Below are 21,827 nucleotides of genomic sequence, written 5' to 3'. Positions count from 1 at the left end.
ACTGATGACAAAAAAACAGGAATACTAAATTTTCAACAGGTATTCCAGATACAGATCAACATAAACAAATAAAATTAAAATTTAGTTTAAAAAAAATATAATAGAATGAAAAATTTGAAATTTAATAGAAGGAATTTTATTGCATTATTATTGCCAATGGGGAGTTTATTATACGCTCAAACAGGAGGAGGTGCAGGAACAATTGATACGAAAATTGCTGGGTGGACACAGACTCTTAAAACTTCGTTGAACGCAGGTGTTGCTGCTTTTGCAATTGTTGGTGCTTTTCTGATATTTGTTCAGTATATGCAAGGTAATGAACAGGCTCAAAAGAATTTTGTCCGTTTTGTAATAGGTTTAGCTATTTTCGGTTTGGTTGATGTTATTACTCATGTATTCATCTAATATAGAGTTCTTTACATAGTATTGTTAGATTTAAGCTATATGTACTAAGCAGTCTGTATAGCTTTTTTCTAAAATTAACACGATCTATCTCTGTGAGACTTATTGAATACTTTTTACAATGTAAAATTATTCAACATCATCTTGTCAATTACTTTTTCTTAAAATTTTGCTTGTGGCATGTATTCTCATACTATGCCCATTAAGAACACCTTTAATTTAACTATGGAATTTAAATCTTTTCTTACCTCTTCAAATATTGAAGAAGAAAGAGTGAAGTTTGCTTCAATGGAAGCAGAAAATAAAGCATTAGATAATGATATCAGGTGTGTAAAGTGTAAAAGTAACCAAAATGTTAAGCTTGCTAATAGTGCCTCATTATCAGAAAATGGGGATGACAGGCAATCTTTCTTATGCGAAAATTGTAGAAAAGCTTCTTTTAAAGTTAAAATATTCAGATAGAAGGCTTTTATCTGTATCATAATTTATCAATATAAAAAAACAATGGATTTAAAAAAATTACGTGAAATTCCTTCTACTTATTCTTTAGTTAAAAAAGCATTATTTCTTAGCTTTTTTATCACAGTAATAGCGATTGTTTCCAGTGGAATCTGGGCTGTTTATGTAAGTAAAGTTTTTACTAAAAAGATATATGTTCTAACTGAAAAGGGGCAAGCTGCCATTGCAAATTCTATGAATAATGATCAGGACTATGAAAATTATAGATTACCTGAGATTAAGAATCATATTAAAGTGTTTCACCGATTATTTTTTGGCTATGATCAATTTAGCTATGATAAGAATATCAATGAGGCGCTCTATCTGATCGGAAACTCTGGTAAACAATTGTATTTATCTCTTAAAGCAAATGGGCATTTTGCGAGGATACAATCTCAAAATTTAGTTCAAAAATTAGATATAGATTCTATAAAAGTTAATGATAAAGAATATCCTTATCACGCATCTGTTTATGGAAAACTCAGTGTCTCCAGAGTTGACCAGAATGTGAGTACAAAAAATCTGTTCTATGCTTCATTTGATTTATATAATGTAGCAAGAACTGAAAATAATCCTCATGGGTTACTTATTGAAAACTACCTGTTCAAAAGTAAAGGATTTGAAGAGGCTTCAGCTCCTAATGCTGGCAATAGTGTACAAGAGGAAACCCCTCCTAATGCTGAGGATAACTGATACAGTATAGTATGCTGAAATCCTTTTTGATGAGTAAGTATTGGTAGATAATTTGGAATTCCAACAATTGGATTCCATCGTAATTTGTATATAATGAAAAATGATAAATATTCTTTAGATATTTTAATTATATTCTCTTTTTTAGTAAGTATACTATTGGTTTTAGTAGATATTTATTATTCTAAATATAGTTATGTAGCTCAGAGAAACTTGGGTAACGAATATATCAATATATTCATCATAAAGTTATTTAAAGCTTTCCCTCTCATTAAGAATCCTTTATTATTAAGAGCCTTAAGCCTTACTATTGTTACCTTTTGTTGCTTTGGTTTTGAAGTTAAGAGAGAGGTAGGAGAAAATTCTTCTTTTATGAAGAATATTATAGTAGCAGGAATATCCCTTATTATTTTCTTAAGCGTATCGGTTTTGAAGATCGAGATTATATCTTATACTATTATATCTTTTGCGTCTTATATTATTTATATCGTTGGATTTTTAAAACTCAGAAAATTCTTCAATTTTTATGATAAGAAGGATGAATTTAATGACAAGAATCTAATTTTTGAACAAGAGAAAGTAGTTAAGAAAAACCCTTATTCTGTGAATTTTAAAACAGAAAATGGGGTGATTAATGTAGTGAATCCTTTTAGGGCCACGATGGTTTTGGGAACTCCGGGATCAGGAAAGTCTTACTCTGTGGTTGAAGAGTATATACGGCAGCATATTCAAAAGCAGTTTTCAATGATGGTGTATGATTTCAAATTTCCTGCACTGGCAAAAGAAACATTTGCTTTTTATGAATATTATAAAGAAAAATACAATATTAAACCTCGTTTTTGTGTAGTTTCTTTAGATGATTTGGAGAAATCTAATTTTGTGAATCCTCTGGATCCTCAACTGATAAGGAAAGCAGCAGATGCCATTGAAGCATCACAAACCATCTTATTTAATTTGAATAAAGAATGGATTACAGAAAAAGACTTTTTTGCTCAATCTGCTATTTCCTATTTCGCAGCCTGTATTTATTTCTTGAGAATTTATGAAGATGGGAAGTTTTGTACGTTGCCTCATGCCATATCTTTAGCTTCTTTGCCGGATGAAAAAGTATTTAAAGTTTTTGGGAAATACTCAGAACTAAGGTTCTTTATGACTCCTTTTGCAGATGCTTTGGCAAAGCAGGCTTATGAACAGCTTTCAGGTCAGACGGCTTCTGCGAGAATACCCCTGTCTCAGTTGGCAACAAAGGAATTGTTTTGGGTAATGGGGAATAATGTTTTCCCTGAAGAGAATATTTCATTAAGTATCAATAATCCGGAAAGTCCATGCATATTAATTATTGCTAACTCACCAAGTACCCAAACCACTAATTCTCCTGCTTTAGGGCTTGTAGTTACCCAACTTCTAAAAGAAATTAATCAGCAAGGAAGGCAGCCTTGTTCAGTCATATTGGATGAGTTACCAACCATGTATTTTATGGGGTTAGATAACCTGATTGCAACGGCCAGATCCAATAAAGTTTCTACAACCATCGGAATGCAGGATCTTGAACAGCTGAAGAGAGATTACGGTGATAAAGTAGCTGAAACAATATTTAATATCGTAGGGAATATTTTCAGCGGTTCGGTAAGAAGTGAGACAGCAAACAAGCTTCAGGAAATTTTTGGAAAGAAAAAACAAAAATTAAAAAATATAACAATTGATACCAATAATTCATATTCTATCAATGAGAATTTGGAGTATGCCATTCCGGTATCTACGATATCTCAGCTTTCTCAGGGAGAATTTGTAGGGGTTGTTGCTGATAATTTCGGAGAAGAAATTAATAGAAAGATTTTTAGAGGAAAAATAGAAGTTGAGAAGCGTACTGATCAGATAAAGAAGGAAATACCAACCGTCATAGAAGGAGAAATGATCAGTGAGGTTTTAAATGGAAATTTTGAGAGGATTGTAAAAGAGGTAGATATTCTTATTGAAAACGAATTATATAGAATTTCTCAGGAGGAAGAAGCAGATATGGCCACTGAGCCACTGTCTGATATAGCCACTGAAGAGGATTGATTTTTTTAATTGAAAAAATGTATAATGATGGTAACTTCTTATGTATAGAGTATTTAGCGAAAGAAATAGCTTGCTTCCTGTGTATGTTGTTTTTCTTATAGTGTTTACCTGTCAAAAAATAAAATCACAAAAGATGATACCACCGGTGGAATCCTATGATAAAATTGTTTCATCCCATTACGGATATCGAAAACATCCTATTGATGGAGTACTTAAAAAGCATCAAGGTGTTGATTTTTCTGTACCTACAGGAACTGCTGTGTTTTCTACCTATTACGGTATTGTATTAAGTTCAACATACGAAAGAGGATATGGGAATACAATCTTAATTGATAACCAGGGAGGTTTTAGAACCAGGTATGGACATTTAATGGCCCTGTTTGTTGGAAAAGGTGAATATGTAAAGCCTGGACAAATGATAGGATTAAGTGGAAATACAGGACATTCTACAGGACCTCATCTACATTATGAAATAATACTTGAAGGTAAAAGAATAGACCCTTTATTGTTTCTGAATATTATGTGTAATAATAGTTTATAAAATATGTTTGCAAATCTAGACAAGAAAAAAAAGATCATCATTGGGGTTGTTTTTGTGGCTGCCTTAGGGATTCTTATTTTGATTATGAGCCTCATACTTTTCCCAAAAATGAAGGAGTCCAATGATAAATTGATTTTAACTCCCAATGTAGATGAGAAACAGCTTGAAGAAAGATCAAAATTAGAAATTTATAATCAGGATGAAAGGGATCTAAAGAAGTATTTTTCAAAAGATGGAAAATATGGTATAGATACCGAACTTCCGGAAGATGAAAAATTATTGCAGGAACAACTGCAGAACTTTAATGGCCAGAGTGAAGAAAATGACTATGCTAAAAGGCAAGAGCGTTACATGAAAGCTTTATCTAGCATTTCTTCACAAGAGAGAAGCTATCCTTCCGGTTCCGGTTCTGGGTATAGTTCAGGCTCAGGCTATAGTTCCGGTTATGGTTCAGACCCTGAAAATAGTTTGAGTAAAATATTTGAGCTTCAGAATAAGATTCGTTCAGGATTAGCGGAAAATGCAGTCTCTGGTAATTCTGCAGATTCGGTTAGTACTTCAAAAACAAGAGAAAATAAAAAGAATCTGGCTAAAAATGATACCAGAGATCAAAAGAATTTTTTCCAGGGGACAACAGCTGGCAGTAATAAAAAGATTTTACAACTCATTCCTTCAGAAACTATAGAACAGAAGAGAATACTAGACAAAAGTATTATTCCTATAAGAATAAAAGAAGATATGAGGCTTTCAGATGTCTCAGGTGGGCTGGTAATTCCTAAGAATACAATTGTTTATGGAAGAATATCTTTAGGAGAAGACCGTATAAATATTGATATTGAAAGTTATAAAAAAGATAATGTTCTTTACCTGCTAAACTTTAGAGTGTATGATTATGACGGAAGAGAAGGTATTCATATGAATAACCATTCCTGGCTTAAAATACCATCAACAGTTTCGAAAGATGTTTTTGATTACGCCATTGAAAGAGGAACAAATGCAAGCGGTTCTATTTTAGGAGGTACTAATACTGGGGTCGATTTAAAGGAGGCCAGAAACCTGGCAATTTTATCAGCTGGAAAAGAAATCAGTAAAGAAGTATTTGAGAAAAAAAGAGTGTTTTTACCTAAAAAATACCAATTATGGATCAATATAAGAGCATCCAATAATAACTCTGTTTCTAATTAGAGAAGTCTTATAAAATGGTATTAAGAATTATTTCCTAAGATTATGAAAGATATAGATATCAAAAAAATATTTAACATATTAGCTGTAGATGATGATTTGCTAATTAGTAAAAAAGGAGATGTTGGCCTGGTCTATAAGGTTATGCTTCCTCAGATATATTCGCTTGATAGCGATCAGATTGAGCAGATTAGTGTGATTTTTGACAAAGTGATCAGATCTTTACCTGCCGGAACAATTTTGCAGAAACAGGATTTCTTTTTTGTAGATTCTATCACAGAGCATGTATCTGAGAGTCCTAATTTTTTATCAGCAAGTGATAACAGGTTTTTCCATGAAAAGCCGACCATGAGCCATGAGTGTTATCTTACAATAATAAAAGATTCTAAAAGTAAAGTAAGTATACTTAATAACTCCAGCCAGTATAATAAATACTTAGACGGAATAGATGATTTTATCAAGGCAGTAGAATCGAGTCTTTCATTTTTAACAAAGGAAAGCTTTTTCACTGTGGAAAGATTGAATAGTGATCAGATTATTGCTCTTTTAGGGAAATATTTATCTCTTTCGAAAGAAGGAGAGACTAACCTGAGAGATATGTTTTTTGACAGGAACTTGCAGGTAGGAAATAAATTTGCAGAATTGTATACCATTTCTTCAAATAATCAACTTCCTATTACCATTAACAGCACCATCAAAAGCATTGAATATTCTACACCTAAAACTGATTTCAGAATTCCTTTTATACAGCCGGTATCTACAGGGCTGGATGTAAACCATATCTACAACCAGGTGATTTTTATTGAAGATTCAGAAAAAGTTTTTTCTTCTCTGAAGACCAAAATGAATCAATTTAAAAGTATGGCGATACTTTCAAGAGAAAATCAGGTTACTTACCAACAGGTAGAAGATCTGGTAGAAGATGTTTTGGAAAGAGAATTGACATTTATTTATCAGCACTTTAGTGTGATCGTCTGGAATGTTTCGCAGAAGAAATTGGAGCATGACGTCAACTTATTAGAAAATGCTTTCAGGGATTTAGGAATTACGCCTTATCAGGTTAAGTATGCCTTAAAGGAATTATATATGAATAATTGCCCCGGAGCTCCTGCTTATATTTCAGAGAATCATAAATTTATTGGTATATCCGAGCAAACCTCTTCATTATTGAATTTTGAGTCCTATTACGAGAGTAATAAAGACGGAATTCTTTTCTGTGACCGTAAAAATGAATCTCCTTTACGTCTTGACTTATGGGACGAACCTGTTAAAAAGGGAATCATTGTGAACAGAAATAGATTAATTTTCGGGCCTTCAGGAACCGGGAAGTCATTTTTGATCAATCATATTGCGAGTCAGTATTATGAGCAGGGTCACCATATTGTAATGATAGATATAGGAAACTCCTATAAAAAGCTATGTGAATTGGTGGAGGGTGTTTACTTTACATACGACTTAAACTCACCTTTACAATTTAATCCTTTCTATTACTATGATGAAGATGAAATTAACATAGATAAGAAAACCTTTCTGCTTTCACTGATCTTTTTCTTATGGAAAGGAGAAGAAGGAGCTTCCAGAGAAGAAAAACAAATACTGTCCAGCTATCTGGATCTTTATTACGAACATGTCGTCAAGAATGGTATTTTTCCTTGTATGTCTACTTTCTATGAGTTTATATCAGAAAATACAGCGGTTGAAGAAGAATCAAGTTATTTTGATAAAATCAGCTTTAAACTCTCTCTCAAAGATTTTTACGACGGACATTATAAAGATATACTCAATGCAGCAGAACCTGCGAACCTGATTCATGAGCGTTTTATTGTATTCGAAATGGACAATATCAAAGACCATCCTATACTGTTCCCTTTAGTTACGATGTTGTGTATTAATCTGGTGATGACGAAGATTCAGAAGATTCCCGGAGAGAAAAAATCAATATTTATAGACGAGTGTTGGAAACCTATTTCTAAAGGAGAAATGGCAGAGTTTATTAAATATTTGTATAAGACCGTTCGTAAGTTTTATGGAGAAGTTGCTATTGCGACCCAGGATTTGGAAGATATTTTAGATACTGCTGCCGGCCCTGCCATGGTAAATAATACGGATACCTTGATTATGCTTTCACATAAAAAGAAAATGGCATCTAAAGATAAGTTTTCCAAATATTTGTCACTCAGTGAATCTGATCTTCAAAAACTTTACTCTACAGACAAAGGAGAAGTATATGTGAAAGTAGGAAGTATGTCTAATGTATATAAAGTCAAAGTATCCCCTGAAAGATATGCATGTTATTCTTCCAATGCTGATGAAAACAAAATAATCCGGGGTATATATGAAGCAAAAGGAAACATGTCTGTGGCTATTAATGATTTTATTGATTTAAATTCTCAAAAGAAATGAAAAAACACATTGTATTATTTATTCTATTTTTTATGTGCTCTCAGGGATCTTTCGCCCAGGAAATATTGGAGCCTCTATCTCAACGCCAGGCAATTGAAGTTTCAGATGTGAAAACAACACACATTATTTTTGACGAAAAAATAAAGTATGTGGATGTGGGATCTACTTATTTCGTTGCAGATACCATTGGTAATATGCTAAAATTAAAGCATACGGGAGAAGAGCTGAATGATCCAAAAAGTCAACAGGCAAATCTTACGGTTATTAACGGTAAAGGAAGCTATTATTCTATTGATATGGGGTACAACAGAGACCCGAATATTACAACGTATAAGGCAGTGGAAACCCTTACTAAGATAGATTATTTTGCAAAGGAAAATATCAACAAAATTGAAAAGGAAGAAAAAACAGCACAAGATCTTCAGGAATTGTGTATGTTATCTGAAAATGCTCCTTCTACCGTAAAAATTAAAGATAATAGTGATGGATTGAACCTGACTTTAAATGGAATCTATTACAGAAATTTTCAGAATAAAATTGTATTACGCGTAGAAATCTATAATACCTCTAAAATCACTCTGGATATAGACCAGGTCCTTTTCAGATCAAAACTCAAGAATAATAATGCGGCAAAGAAAGATTATGTATATCAGGAGAGAATACTGACACCGGTAAAATCCTGTGGCGACCAGCGAAATATAAAATTGGGTGAAACAAGAGTTCTTACCTTCATCTTTGATAAGTTCACCTTAAACGAAGATGAGATATTGAGTCTTGAAGTAGGGGAGCATGCCGGAGGCAGAAGCGTAAATATCCGCATTCCCAGAAAGAAGCTTTTATTTCCGGAATACATATAAATATATTCAGTTATGAAATATCTGATTCTGCTATTCCTGTTTTTTTCACTGCAGTATAAGGGACAGTTACCCTACATTGATCCCATAGGTTTAGTGGAGAGAATTATTGAGAAAGATGGCACTAATAATTATGAAAAAGCTACAAAAAAAAGCTTAGATGAGCTGGTTCAGACTGAGGTTGTTAATGAAATTGAAAATTCGGCCAGAACCACGATCTCTAAAAAGGATCTTATTAATTTTTCCAAATATGCCAACGTTTGCAACCCTTACCTTAATCCTGTTAAGAAAAGCAAGTGCAAAAAGAAACTGGCATATATTAAAGCCGCAAACAGCATATTGGAAGATGCATATATAGCAGGCGTAGGAATAAAGATTAACCGCGGAAACAGAGAAAAGCTGGATGAAGGATTTATAAGTACTTTGAATTTTCTGACTAAGGAATTGGATGAAATGAAATATGAGGCAGAACAAAGCAATCTATTCTACAAATTAGGTCTTATACCTAAGTAACTTCAATATTTATTCATGTATAATAAGTTTTAATAATATAGTATTATGAGAGTATTATCCATTATATTTTTTTTAACATTTCAGCTGTTTTCAGCTCAGATTTTTCATGTTGCTATTCATTTGAATAATACAGATTCAGATACAAGGAAAAAGCTTGCAGAAGTTCTTTTACATACCAGTGCAAGAGCTGTGCAGCTAAAGTTACAAAATGATCATCTGGAAGAAATGATTAAGAATGATGAAGAATTTTTGGAAAGGAATTATAAAAAGTCAAATAAATTTGACAAGCAGAATAGTTTTATTATTAAGTCTTTAACTACCGGGGCTTTAGGGGTAGGACCTGTTATATTGAACCAGTTTAAAAAAATGCCTTATATAACCAATGTTAAGAAAGATTATTTAAAATCTCTGGCATTAGATAAATTAGTGCTTCTTGCTCTTCAAAGTGTTGATGCCTCAAAAATTAAAGCGTCTGAAAGACAGGAAATCTATAGAGTTCGTGACCTGCTGGTAAGGGTATATTCTAAAAATGATAAGGAAGTTTTTGGTGTTATGACTTTGCCTGCTTTGGCACTTCTGATACAATCTAATCCGGATCTCATCCAATTGATCAAGAACCTTGAAATTGTATTTTAGTTTTCTATTCAACTATAAATTTATTCCAATATGTACAGGTTTTTAATAGTACTGTTATTATTTGTTTCAATAAAAGCTTATTCCCAACCATTTGCCAATAATCCTATTGGACCAATTTCGGACGTACCTTCAAACCTTGGTTCAGCTGCAATTATTGTAGAAAATATTTTTTTAAAAGAAAGAGAAGAAACAACAGAGAAAAGGACGAAAGATTTTGTAAAAGAGTATAGAAAAAGGCTTCTGTATTATGGTGGTGCTGCCTGGCTTTCTACAGTAAATGATATTATCAATAATGTGAAAGACAGAGCCAGTAAGCTTAAGGAAGATAATGAAAAGCTTTCTTTCCTGTTTTATTCAAAAAAGAAAGAGAATAAAGTGTATTTACTTTCAGCAGACAACCAGATAGAGAATATGTCTTCCAATTTTTTAAATGGTGAAAAGCTTACCATTCTGGGCGAAAAAATTAATCTGTATGAAGAATTAAGGGCATCCCTGTCTGCCATTAACCGGGAACTTGATAGGGTAGATGAAAATATAAAACAGAGTAATCTCAAGAAGAAATTAGTTCAGCAATTTGTTAAATAGTTAATATAAATTTTTCAGAGTCATGAATATACTATATTTTGATTTCAGATCATTCAGTATTAAGGCATTTTTCGTAGGATCATTATTATTGTCTGTCATCTTCAAAGCTCAAATTATCATTAATTTAACTTGGAGTTGGTCAGCCAATGATCTTCTGTCAAAGGAGCTGTATAAAGATATTGTTTCAGCGCATAGAAAATTAAATGGGTATGCTATAGCAAAAAGTGCTGTTGTTGCAAGGACAAAAGATATTTATATAGAACCTAATAAGGAACTTACCCGTATATCATCTGGTTTAACTTCAAAAAAAGATGATATGTTGAAATTCGTATCCAAAACAAGTTATAGTTATATAGAGGATAAATATCCGATAGTCGCTGTTTCACCTCTTTCAAGCGGTAAACTGTCAAACCTTTTAGTAAGAAGAAGATTCAAAAAAAAATATGATTCCGAGAAAGAGAACATTACAAACTATCTGGATACAACCAACTACATTCCTGAAGGAGAGCGGTTGCGCCTCATTCAGCAGGCATTAGACAAAGTAATAAGAGTAACACTGGAAGATGAAAACTATTAAACAACTATCTACATTCCTCCTTCTTTTTAGCTTTAGTTTTTTTTATACGCAGACAGTGTCTTTTGATATTACGGATTATGTAGTTGCAGGAACCAAAGCTGGAATTGTTGCAGGATTAGGGGCAGAAATTGCCCTAAAGGACGAACAGAATAAGTTGCTGGAAAAACTTATAAAGCTGGAAAAAGAGATTGATGATAAAAAGAGTGTGGTAAACATCAACAGCCTTGCGCTTGCCGCTGCTTCTATTGCTACAATTGAAACTACCAAAAAAGAAATAAAAGATATAAAAAAGGTTATTGACATCATAAAGTTCACTCCATTATCTCTTAAATATTCATTGATAAAGAAAACTGGTGATCTTGAAACAGAAGACAAGTATTTAGATGAAGCCCAATATGACTATTACAGATACTTAGCATCCGGAATTCTCTCCGGAGGTGTGGGGCAGGTTTATACTGTTTTCGGAAAGCTTTTAATAAGGATTTTGAAAATCAGAGCCACAGTTTTGTCTATCAAGAAAGACCTGGAATCCTTATCGGTCATTAATAAAGTCTTACTTAAATAATATATAATAACATCTGTAAAATGAAAAAGTTATCGATGGTTAAAACTACACGCTAAATGACAATAAATGAAATTCTAGATCAATATAGATCAATTCTTCAGACTAGATTTGATCTCTTTATTAATGAGTCGAGACCTTACGTTCTTCTCATAGCCGTTACATTTACGTTTGTTTTTGTGGGGTATAAAGTAATGAAAGCAATGGCTGATCCGGATGAAAAGATTGGACGGGATGCTCTTTTAAGACCTATTCTCACTCTTATGGCAATTACATTATATATTCCTCTGGTAAAATTATTATTATTTGATACTGTAGATATTTTATCCGATATAATAAAACATGGTGCCTATAAAGTGACAGGACGCAGCCCTGCTGATTTTGATCAGGCCTTTCAAACTGCTATAACCCATGTGCAGGGAACTGGGGCAGATGGAAATGGTGTGTATGATGTTCTGCAGATTAATCCCTTTTTAGAACTTTTCCATATCATTATTTATTTTATTGCTTCTGTTGTTGGAGGGTATATCTTAATGAGACAATTACTGATGATATTTGTCTATTATGTGTTGGGAATATTTGTTTTGCCTTTTTCACTTATTGTATCTAATGAAAGAATTCTGAAGTCATGGTTCTTTGGTTTCCTGTCTATACTGCTATGGGAACCCATATTAACAATTCTGAAAGTAATTATAGTTCTTTTGTCTGTTGATAAGACAGAATTCACGAATGTTCTTCTGTCTATTGCTTTTCAGGTTATCATGATACTTATGATATTAAAAGTTCCACAATTTGCCAATCTTTTAGTTGATCCTGAATCCGGTAATAAGTTGAGTAATAAGGCTGGTTCTGTTCTGAGAGGTCTACCTGGAAAAGCTTTTAATGCAATAAAATCTAAATAAAATAAATCTGAATGAGATGTATTTAGTTTTCTTATTAAAGGTTTTTTACAAGAAATTATGATCAATATATGTCCCATTATATAACAATTCAAAAACACTAATGAAATGACTGAAAACACTTTTAATAATAATTCCTGCGAAATATTATACTCATTGATCCAAACCAGGCTTTCAGAAGCTCAGATGGATTGGATGAAAACTGTTATGCTCTTTGAAAATGAGGACCTCTTCTTTCAGAATTTTGGATTAATCCCTCGTATGATTTCATCCGATTCACCAGATTGGAGCCCATCTGAAAAAATTATCCTTGAGCAGCTGTATCCAGACCTTACCTCCGGACAATGGAATCTCCAGCAATTTTGCCGGTGTTTATTGATGGTCCTTATTCCTGAAGATCAGAACATAGCTATCATAAAACAACTCATACAGTCAGCAGATATCAACGAATTTATCTGTATTTATAAAGGAATATTCTTCCTGGAAAATGCCTGTGAATTTGTTCCTCTTGTTGAAGAGGGAATAAGAACCAATATCACCTCTGTCTTCGACTCCATAGCGCTTTTCAATCCTTTTGCAGCCAAATATCTGCCTTTAAATTCCTGGAATCAGATGGTTCTTAAAGCATTGTTTATGTGGCGGCCTCTCTATCAGATTCAGAATTTGGACCTGCGTAAAAATGAAATGCTGGCTTTTATTGCTACCGATTATATTAACGAGAGATGGAGTGCGGGAAGAACAGTATCGCCGGAGATCTGGCGATTGATTGATGGATTTGTTAATAAAGAGATAACAGCATGCCTGCTAAAAGTTATCGAATTTGGTGACCCGCTTTCAAAGCATGCAGCCATCATGGTACTCCGGGAAAATGGTTCCAATACCTGCAATAATATATTAAGGCCCATAAATACTACTTTATGGAACTATATCGGAGAACAATATTACATTCAAAATAAATAAGATAAAATCAACTCAGAGGATAACAATGTTACGGGTTTTCCGAGATTTCGGAGTATAGAATTTTGCTCCAATATTGAGTGTTTTTTTCCCAATCTCATTCGATAGATCTTTAAAATTTGTCTGGCCATATTTTAACTCATAAGATAAGGGAGTAACAAATATTATCCTGTAATGCATTGATTTATAACTACAACTATGTAGGTTTAATTGGACAGGAAATATATTTATCAGTTCGCTCAAAAAAATAAATTTGTAAGAAGATACATAGGATAAAAATATTTATACAGTAATTTAAAATTTTTAATTATGATAGATAGAATAGTAATTTTAGGGGACAGTATGTCTGACCTTGGTATAAAGAAAAATACTATGACAGGTATGCTGGCAAGAGCTATGGGTAAAATGCGTGTTAATTCTGTGGGACGTTTCAGTGACACAAAAAACTGGGCAGATTTTATGTGGGAATGGTCAGGTGGTGAGAGTTTAATAGATGGTAAAGACAAGAAACAAACAGATACTTTAACGGAGAAGCATATGTCCCTGAAAGAGTCAACTCATGGAAGCCCTGGTAACAGGTTGTCCTTCGTAAACTATGCGGTAGGCGGTGCTGTAGTTCGTGAAAGTGAACAATTAGCAAAAAAAATAGGATTGACCACCATTGAAGAACAGAAAGAAAAATATTTCAAAGAATTAGATAGTGATCCGTCTAAGTCTAAAAATACATTACATATTGTCTGGATTGGTTTAAATGATACTGTTACTGATGGTAAAGACCCTGCGTTAATGAAGTCAATTGTTGCTCAGGTCAAAGAGATGACTGATCAGATTCGTGATCGTGTCGCTAAGAATGGAGGGAAATCATATTTTATGGTGGTAAATAATCCTGCTCCGGTAGAAGCTGTACGTTACGCTAAAAAACAGGATGATCCAAAAGTACTTAAAGCTCAGGAAGCTACTTTAGAGTTCAACAAACACCTAAAAGCAGCATTTCCGGATAAATATGATGATACGATGATTGTGGATATGTATGAGGCACTTAAAACCAATTTATATAACTTACGTCTTATAAAAGCTGCACAGCGCCACGGAAGAAAAGTAGAATTTGGAAAACCGGAAAACAGTACAGACACTTCGCTTGCCAATACACTAAAAGAATTTGAAGCCATATATAAAGATACTAAAGGAGGTAAGGAAGTATTTGCTGAAATTCAGCCCCTGTTGGATAAAGCCCTTAAAAGTGATAATGAGATTATGCTTCATAAGGAAGTGGGTGATTTAATCATTAAGAAAATGGCAGATCCAAAGACATCAGCTGAAAAACTTCCCAGCATAAAGGCTATCAAAGATGCATTAATGGTTACCGGGACCTATCCAAGCCAGATAGATTTTGTAGCCAAATACTATCAGGAAATAAAACCAGAAAAACATCAGGAAGATATTGCCAAACTCAGGGTAGAACTTGACAAAGTATTTGCAAACAATCTTCCTAAACAATTGGAGGATAATTTAAATGTCGCAAATACAGCGTTATACGACGAGGTTGCTTCTTTATTGAGAGAAAATAAAAAAGGCCCTGACAATAGTACATTTAGAAAATTACTGGATAATATAACTGCCAGTAACTTAGGATTTGTAGCGACATCTGATGGTGCACATCCCACTCAGGCAGCTCATAGAATTATTGCTTTAACGATGGCTTCCCATCTCGTTCAAGGCTTTTCTGTTTCTCCAAGTCCTGATTTTGTACAGAAAGCTAAAGATGCACTTGTTGAGACTGAAATTTCTGCAGAAAAAGTAAAGATTCAATTTGATAAATCAGCTTATGTTACACCAACTGTGAAGGCAGATCCAAAGGCAGCAGCCCTCTCTGCTGAAGCCCTAAGACAACAGCAACAAAAAGGTTTAAAACAAGAAAAACCTGTTACTAAGACGCACCATACAAGCCTTTAAAGGTAAAACCAAGGGATCTTAAGAGATTCTTAAGGGTAAAGCAAGTTTAAAAGGGTTTTTAAATTTGTAACTTTTTGATTTTTGAATCAGTATAAACTAATACTAAGCAATCACAATTTCTACCTTGCAATACTGTTAACTTCGCTAGTGATTTTAATTTATAACTACAACGATCCAGGTTTAATTGTATAAAAAATATATAGATCAGTTAACTCAAAAAATAAATTTGTAAGAAGATATATAGGATAACAATATGTATACAGTAATTTAAAATTTTTTAATTATGAAAGAGATAGATAGAATAGTAATTTTAGGGGACAGTATGTCAGACGTTGGTATTAAAAAAAATACCATAACAGGTCTTTTAGCAAGAGCTACTGGTGCCATGCGTGTTAATTCTGTGGGACGTTTTAGCGACACAAAAAACTGGACCGATTTCGTGTGGGAATGGTCTGGTGGCGAGAGTCTGATAGATGGTAAAGATAAGAAACAAACTAATGCTTTAACGGAGAAGCATATGTCTCTGAAAGAGTCAACTCATGGAAGCCCTGGTAACAGATTGTCTTTCGTAAACTATGCGGTAGGCGGAGCGGTAGTTAATGAAAGAGAAAAGTTTGCCAATAAAATAGGGTTGACAACCATCATAGAACAGAAAGAAAAATATTTCAAAGAATTAGATAGTGATACATCTAAGTCTAAAAATACATTACATATTGTCTGGATTGGTTTAAATGATACAGTTACTGACGGTAAAGACCCTGCATTAATGAAGTCAATTGTTGCTCAGGTCAAAGAGATGACTGATCAGATTCGTGATCGTGTTGCTAAGGATGGAGGAAAATCATATTTTATGGTGATCAATAATCCAGCTCCGGTAGAAGCTGTACGTTATGCTAAATCACAGAACGATCCGATCGTACTTAAAGCCCAGGAAGCTACTTTGGAGTTCAACAAGCACCTAAAAGCAGCATTTCCGGATAAATATGATGATACGATGGTTGTTGATATGTATAGTGCACTTAAGAGCAATTTATATAACTTACGTCTTATAAAAGCTGCACAGCGCCACGGAAGAAAAGTAGAATTTGGAAAACCGGAAAACAGTACGGATACTTCGCTTGCCAATACCCTAAAAGAATTTGAAGCCATATATAAAGATACTAAAGGAGGTAAGGAAGTATTTGCTGAGATTCAACCCCTATTGGATAAAGCCCTTAAAAGTGATAATGAGATTATACTTCATAAGGAAGTGGGTGATTTAATCCTGAAAAAAATGGCAGATCCAAAGATATCAGCTGAAAAACTTCCCAGCATAAAGGCTATAAAAAATGCATTAATGGTTACCGGAACCTATCCGAGCCAGATAGATTTTGTAGCCAAGTACTATCAACAGATAAAGCCCGAAAAACATCAGGAAGACATTGCCAAACTTAGGGTAGAACTTGACAAAGTATTTGCAAACAATCTTCCTAAACAATTGGAGGATAATTTAAATGTATCAAATACAGCGTTATACGACGAGGTTGCTTCTTTATTGAGAGAAAATAAAGATGGTAAATTCAGAAACGACAATAGTACATTTAGACAATTATTGGATAATATAACAGCCAATAATCTGGGATTTGTAGCGACATCCGATGGTGCACATCCCACTCAGGCGGCTTATAAAGTTATTGCTTTAACTATTGCATCCCACCTTGTTCAAGGCTTTTCTGTTTCTCCAAGTCCTGATTTTATACAGAAAGCACAGGATGCGCTTGTTGAGGCTGAAGTTTTTGAAAAAGAAGTAAAGATTCCACTTACCCGTTCCAAGGATCAATCAGACCTTAGTAAATTTACAACTCCTACTGTGAAGGCAAATCCAAAGGCAGCAGCCCTCTCTGCTGAAGCCCTAAGACAACAGCAACAAAAAGGTTTAAAACAAGAAAAACCTAGTACTAAGTCGCACCATACAAGCCTTTAAAGGTAAAATGAAGTGATCTGATAGACTCATTTAAGTTTACAGCGTTAATACTAAACATTAAGTATACTTAAAATTTAAGTGTTACATGTTATTATTAATGTTGTAAACTTTTATTATTAACCTGAGTTCGGGTTAAGTAAAGTAATATTGAAGGCGGGAAGCGAGAAGCTGGAAGCTGGAAGAAATAGGATGGAGGTAATTATTTTTAGTTATAAAATTACAGTCGCATCACAAGTAAATACAGAAGTTGTTTCAACTTATCAAAAAATATTGGATATCTATTAAAACCATTAAGAAGGATTTAAGAAATAAAGTATAGTTAAGATGAATCATTCTGATTTTAAGCTTAAAGCGAAGCTCATCTTAATACTCTCAACACCTTAATACATCTTAATGTTTCAATAAACAAAAGTTTAAACAAATTGAAATTGACTCTTAAAAAAGAGAAACAGCCATTGTTGATGCTCTACACTTCTTCCAGCTTCCATCTCCCAGCTTCAAAACCATCTCAATCAGAAATTCTTATCCCGAACTCAGGTTATTAGTTTAGAACCAATCGTCCAAACTTTAAAGTTTATCTATTTCCTGGCAGTTTATTTTGGCAAGTGACCAGACATAAGTAAGAAGATATGTTGCTTAGAAGGGGACTAAAACCAAGATCATATAACAATTCTTAAAGTATTTAATTTATATATTATGGTTCAATCAGAAAACGAAAAATTAGACGGACATTACAAGAATATAAAAAAAAACAGTTCTCACACAAAGCAAACAGATATGCATGAGAATACTGATTTTATAAATGAAAACGCAAAGACAGACAGCTCTCAAATAGAAAAACCTAAGAAAGGAAGAGGTTTGCGTTTCCTTGATTCTATTGCGGAAAACGGCTCCTTTATTAAGAAGGCTTTAAAATCTACCGGGATTGGATTAGCTGTAGGATTGGGACTTGCATTACTTTTTCCACCACTAGGAATAGCAGTTATGGCAATTTCTGCAATAGCCGGCGTTGCAGCCATCGGAGGGAAAGTAGCATACAGTTATGCCAAATCAAATGCGGAAAGCAGGAAAAATAATGAAATTACTGAACCCAAAGCTGAAATACTTCGAGAGATTGTCAAAGAGTTGATGGAAGAAAAATTATCAAATAATAAAGAAGAAACTCAAACACAAGAAAAAAAGAACAGCAGTAAGGAGGATTTGAAACAGAATAGTGAAACTGATAATAGACGTGAAATAAGAAAATCTGTAATAAAAAATACGAATAAATCCGGATTAGCAATGTTTACTAAGCCATTAAATAGTCCTAATCCTAATATAAAACAAGATGCCAGCCCTTCAAAATCCAAAGTACAGCAGAAAGAAGCGCAAACTGCCAGTAGAAGTACAGGATTGAGGCGTAATACATTGTAATGTTTGTAATCAATTATCTTATGCAGCGAAATGTCCTGTATAGAAGGATAAAAACTAAATTAATGGTAAGTGTAATAGTTGAATGAGAATGTTAAATATTAAAAAAATTATTTTATTGAATTTTTTTGGTTTCTTAATGCTTTATTGTAATGAATATAAAAATGTTGGTTCAATGAGCCAGGAAGGTGAAAATTATCAGAAGGTGGAATTCATTGAAATAAGAAGACTGAACTCTAATGATGATCTCAACCCATATACGATCATGACCTCCTCAAAAGAGATAAAAGAACTTTATAAGAAATTCAATGATTCTAGATATGCTAAATCTGCACCCATACCTGTTTTGGATGAAGGTGAATATTTTCTGGTCTTAAGGCCCAAATTGAAAAAGATTCCCTACGGAGATGTTGAAATAAAAAAACTGGAAGCCACTGGATCCACACTTAATGTTTTTTATAAAGAGGTGAAAAGTCTGGAATATGAAGAAAAAAAACAATCGAATCCTGTCCTGATCCTCAAAATCCTGGACAACCCAAAAAAGATTAAATTAATTTCAATTTAAAATAATGAGAAAAAAACTATTATTGCTTACAAGCCTTGTACTTCTTTCAGGGACAGCTGCTGCCCAACAGAATATGTGGAGTAGAACCGTTGATAATACGGTGGAGAAAATAAGAGATAGAAACGTAAGAACTTCAAAGTATCAATTAGTAAATTTGAATGCAGAAGAGCTGAAACATCAGCTTACGATGGCACCTGACAGAAATAGACTTACATCGGAGAAAGGTATTCTACTGAAATTCCCTAATGATCAGGGGGCATTTGATACCTATGAAGTATATGAAGCATCCACAATGCATGCGGATCTGCAGGCAAGGTATTCTGAAATAAGATCTTATTTGGGAAAGAAAGTAGGAGAACCAGATACCAGTATCAGATTTACCTTCGATCCGTATTTTGGATTGAATGCAGTAGTGAGAGGTAGTAAAGGGACCTATTATATAGATTCCTATTCTAAGGATAATAAAACCTATATGGTATATGATCGTAAAAATGCAACTTCACAAAGCCGTTTTGAATGTTTGTTTAAAGGAGATTCTCCATTGAGTGAACTGATTCCAGGTATACATGGTAAAACTGTTGCAGATGGTTTGATGCGCAGATATCGTCTGGCCATTACTACAACAACAGAATATACGGCTTATGCAGCCCAGCAGGCTGGTGTAGGAACCGGTACTGATGCCCAAAAAAAAGCAGCCGTACTTGCTGCAGTTAATTTGGCAGTAACAAGGCTTAATCAGGTATTTGAAAATGAAATTTCTGTATCCCTGCAGCTTGTGGCTAATACAGACCTGTTATTTTTTACTTCTGCAGATACCTTTAATGCATTGGATGCTGGCCAGATGATTGATGAAAATGTTGTAGTGACCAATAATGTAATTGGTGCTAATAATTATGATCTGGGACATTTGTTTTTTCAGGCTACTCAGGGGAATGATAATGGCTTGGCATATACCCCGTCCGTATGTAGCAGTGTAAAAGCGGGCGGAGTCACTGGTTCTGCAATTCCTGTGGGAGATCCTTTTGTAATTGATTTTGTAGCCCATGAAATGGGACATCAGTTTGGAGCGAATCATACTCAGAATAATAACTGTAACAGAAATAATAATACCTCAGTAGAACCTGGAAGCGCAAGTTCTATTATGGGATATGCGGGAATTTGTTCTCCAAATGTACAGAACAACAGTGATGCCTATTTCCATGCTGTGAGTATCCGTGAAATGTACACAAGAATTACCGGAGCAGGAAACTGTTCAGTAAATACAGCGACAGCAAACAATGAACCGACTGCCAATGCAGGACCGGATAGAACAATCCCTATGGGAACCCCATTTGCCTTAACAGGTCTCGGGGCTGATCCTGATGGGGATGCTATTACCTACAATTGGGAGCAAATAGATTTTGGTGCCGCTACAATGCCTCCAAGACCAGAAAACATACAAGGGCCTATGTTCAGATCCTTATGGGCCTCCACATCTCCAACAAGATATTTTCCAAAGCTTTCAACAATTGTTGAAGGATATGATTCCACCATTATTACAGCTACAAATCCTAAATCATGGGAAAAATTGTCTACCACAGCAAGAACTCTCAATTTCTCTTTATTAGTAAGAGATAATAAACCGGTTGGAGGGCAAACGGGACGTGATGATATCCAGCTTACCGTATCTACAGCTGCAGGCCCCTTTACCGTAAGTTCTCAAAATACTACAGGAATTATATGGGACGTAGGGACATCTCAAACGATTACATGGAATGTTGCCAACACCAATGCCGCTCCTGTAAATACAGCCAATGTAACGATCTTACTTTCTAAAGATGGAGGGCTTACTTTCCCATATACGCTTGTAGACAGTACCCCAAACAACGGTTCCTATACATTTAATGTTCCTGGAGGTTTGGGAACGAGCTCTACAGCAAGAATTATGATTAAAGCTATTGATAATGTATTTTTAAATGTAAATAGCACAAACTTCACAATCAATTCTACATTGGGAATCAGTGAAGCTGAAAAAGCTGAAGCAGAAGTAAAAATTTATCCAAATCCTTCAAAAGGAATTTTCACTATCGAAACTGAAGCGTCAAATGGTATGACATACAGTGTTTTCGCAATGGACGGAAAACTGGTAAATGTGAAAAAAGAGCTTAAAGCTAAAAAAATCCGTGAAGAAGTTAATTTATCTTACCTACCTTCAGGAGTTTATATTGTTCAGGTAGAAAAAGACGGACAGAAAATTTCCAAGAAGCTGATTATTAAAAAGTAATAATTGACTTTACTATAAAAGATCTTGCTGTGTAATGAGAATTATGAATACAGCTTAACAAGAAAATAGATTAAAGATTACAATCAATAAAAAATACAGATCATTTTTGATCTGTATTTTTTACTTAAAACTATGTTGTATGAATGTAATGATTGCTTGCATAAATTAAACCTAACAGGTTTTAAAAACCTGTTAGGTTTATAAATCATAACAGATCTAAAAACTCCTGCATGAAAAATAAATCGGGATAAGAAGCCCCGCAGACACTTTCTTTCAACAAAAAATTGAGACTGCCCAAACTTTTTGGACAGCC

At 34.0% G+C, this 21,827-nt stretch carries 20 protein-coding genes; all 20 read left to right on the top strand.

All coding sequences use genetic code 11. The annotated features are described in order from the left end of the window. The first annotated feature begins 105 nt into the window (after positions 1-105). The 20 genes from NK356_RS10810 to NK356_RS10715 all read left to right on the top strand — a co-directional run bounded on the left by NK356_RS10810 (position 106) and on the right by NK356_RS10715 (position 21,514). On the top strand, positions 106-405 hold the full coding sequence (locus NK356_RS10810) for a hypothetical protein (RefSeq protein WP_079242096.1): 300 nt from the start codon (positions 106-108) through the stop codon (positions 403-405). A gap of 222 nt (positions 406-627) precedes the next feature. After that, positions 628-864 carry a hypothetical protein gene (locus NK356_RS10805; protein WP_156106618.1) on the top strand — a complete coding sequence of 79 codons (237 nt, stop codon included), beginning with the start codon at positions 628-630 and terminating at the stop codon, positions 862-864. A 42-nt stretch (positions 865-906) separates the two neighbouring features. After that, positions 907-1,593 (top strand): hypothetical protein, encoded by a 687-nt coding sequence (locus NK356_RS10800; protein ID WP_253316975.1) that lies wholly within the window; start codon positions 907-909, stop codon positions 1,591-1,593. A gap of 93 nt (positions 1,594-1,686) precedes the next feature. Further along, positions 1,687-3,651 (top strand): type IV secretory system conjugative DNA transfer family protein, encoded by a 1,965-nt coding sequence (locus tag NK356_RS10795; protein WP_367399301.1) that lies wholly within the window; start codon positions 1,687-1,689, stop codon positions 3,649-3,651. 133 nt (positions 3,652-3,784) lie between these two features. Then, on the top strand, positions 3,785-4,192 hold the full coding sequence (locus tag NK356_RS10790; protein ID WP_253316973.1) for a M23 family metallopeptidase: 408 nt from the start codon (positions 3,785-3,787) through the stop codon (positions 4,190-4,192). A gap of 3 nt (positions 4,193-4,195) precedes the next feature. Further along, positions 4,196-5,377 carry a conjugative transposon protein TraM gene (gene traM, locus NK356_RS10785; RefSeq protein ID WP_253316972.1) on the top strand — a complete coding sequence of 394 codons (1,182 nt, stop codon included), beginning with the start codon at positions 4,196-4,198 and terminating at the stop codon, positions 5,375-5,377. A 42-nt stretch (positions 5,378-5,419) separates the two neighbouring features. Beyond that, complete coding sequence (locus tag NK356_RS10780; protein ID WP_253316971.1) at positions 5,420-7,777, top strand: TraG family conjugative transposon ATPase; 2,358 nt, start codon at positions 5,420-5,422, stop codon at positions 7,775-7,777. Next, positions 7,774-8,634 carry a DUF4138 domain-containing protein gene (locus NK356_RS10775; RefSeq protein ID WP_253316970.1) on the top strand — a complete coding sequence of 287 codons (861 nt, stop codon included), beginning with the start codon at positions 7,774-7,776 and terminating at the stop codon, positions 8,632-8,634. Before NK356_RS10780 ends, NK356_RS10775 begins: the two co-directional genes overlap by 4 nt. A 12-nt stretch (positions 8,635-8,646) precedes the next feature. Beyond that, on the top strand, positions 8,647-9,144 hold the full coding sequence (locus NK356_RS10770; RefSeq protein ID WP_253316969.1) for a hypothetical protein: 498 nt from the start codon (positions 8,647-8,649) through the stop codon (positions 9,142-9,144). 45 nt (positions 9,145-9,189) lie between these two features. Further along, positions 9,190-9,780: a hypothetical protein gene (locus NK356_RS10765; protein WP_253316968.1), complete on the top strand. Its 591-nt coding sequence runs from the start codon at positions 9,190-9,192 to the stop codon at positions 9,778-9,780. 30 nt (positions 9,781-9,810) lie between these two features. After that, the gene (locus NK356_RS10760) at positions 9,811-10,365 is read left to right on the top strand and encodes a hypothetical protein (protein WP_253316967.1); all 555 of its coding nucleotides are present in this window, start codon (positions 9,811-9,813) and stop codon (positions 10,363-10,365) included. A gap of 22 nt (positions 10,366-10,387) precedes the next feature. Continuing rightward, positions 10,388-10,942, top strand: coding sequence for a hypothetical protein (locus NK356_RS10755; protein WP_253316966.1), 555 nt, complete (start codon positions 10,388-10,390; stop codon positions 10,940-10,942). Continuing rightward, positions 10,929-11,507, top strand: coding sequence for a hypothetical protein (locus tag NK356_RS10750; protein ID WP_253316965.1), 579 nt, complete (start codon positions 10,929-10,931; stop codon positions 11,505-11,507). The genes NK356_RS10755 and NK356_RS10750 overlap by 14 nt, the downstream gene beginning before the upstream one ends. Positions 11,508-11,563: 56 nt before the next feature. Then, positions 11,564-12,406: a hypothetical protein gene (locus tag NK356_RS10745; RefSeq protein WP_253316964.1), complete on the top strand. Its 843-nt coding sequence runs from the start codon at positions 11,564-11,566 to the stop codon at positions 12,404-12,406. A gap of 105 nt (positions 12,407-12,511) precedes the next feature. After that, on the top strand, positions 12,512-13,363 hold the full coding sequence (locus tag NK356_RS10740; RefSeq protein WP_253316963.1) for an EboA domain-containing protein: 852 nt from the start codon (positions 12,512-12,514) through the stop codon (positions 13,361-13,363). Positions 13,364-13,669: 306 nt separating this feature from the next. Next, positions 13,670-15,313: an SGNH/GDSL hydrolase family protein gene (locus NK356_RS10735; protein WP_253316962.1), complete on the top strand. Its 1,644-nt coding sequence runs from the start codon at positions 13,670-13,672 to the stop codon at positions 15,311-15,313. A 283-nt stretch (positions 15,314-15,596) separates the two neighbouring features. Further along, a complete protein-coding gene (locus NK356_RS10730) occupies positions 15,597-17,276 on the top strand; it encodes an SGNH/GDSL hydrolase family protein (protein ID WP_253316961.1) in 1,680 nt (559 codons plus the stop codon). 696 nt (positions 17,277-17,972) lie between these two features. Continuing rightward, positions 17,973-18,689: a hypothetical protein gene (locus tag NK356_RS10725; protein WP_253316960.1), complete on the top strand. Its 717-nt coding sequence runs from the start codon at positions 17,973-17,975 to the stop codon at positions 18,687-18,689. 172 nt (positions 18,690-18,861) lie between these two features. Next, positions 18,862-19,251, top strand: coding sequence for a hypothetical protein (locus tag NK356_RS10720; protein WP_156106616.1), 390 nt, complete (start codon positions 18,862-18,864; stop codon positions 19,249-19,251). Positions 19,252-19,255: 4 nt separating this feature from the next. Further along, positions 19,256-21,514 carry a reprolysin-like metallopeptidase gene (locus tag NK356_RS10715; protein WP_253316959.1) on the top strand — a complete coding sequence of 753 codons (2,259 nt, stop codon included), beginning with the start codon at positions 19,256-19,258 and terminating at the stop codon, positions 21,512-21,514. Positions 21,515-21,827: the final 313 nt, after the last annotated feature.

The organism is Chryseobacterium sp. S0630 (assembly GCF_024158915.1).
In the GTDB taxonomy this organism is placed as follows: Bacteria; Bacteroidota; Bacteroidia; order Flavobacteriales; family Weeksellaceae; genus Chryseobacterium.
The sequence above is the reverse complement of the archived record's forward strand: the minus strand, read 5'-3'. Positions and strand labels throughout refer to the sequence as shown.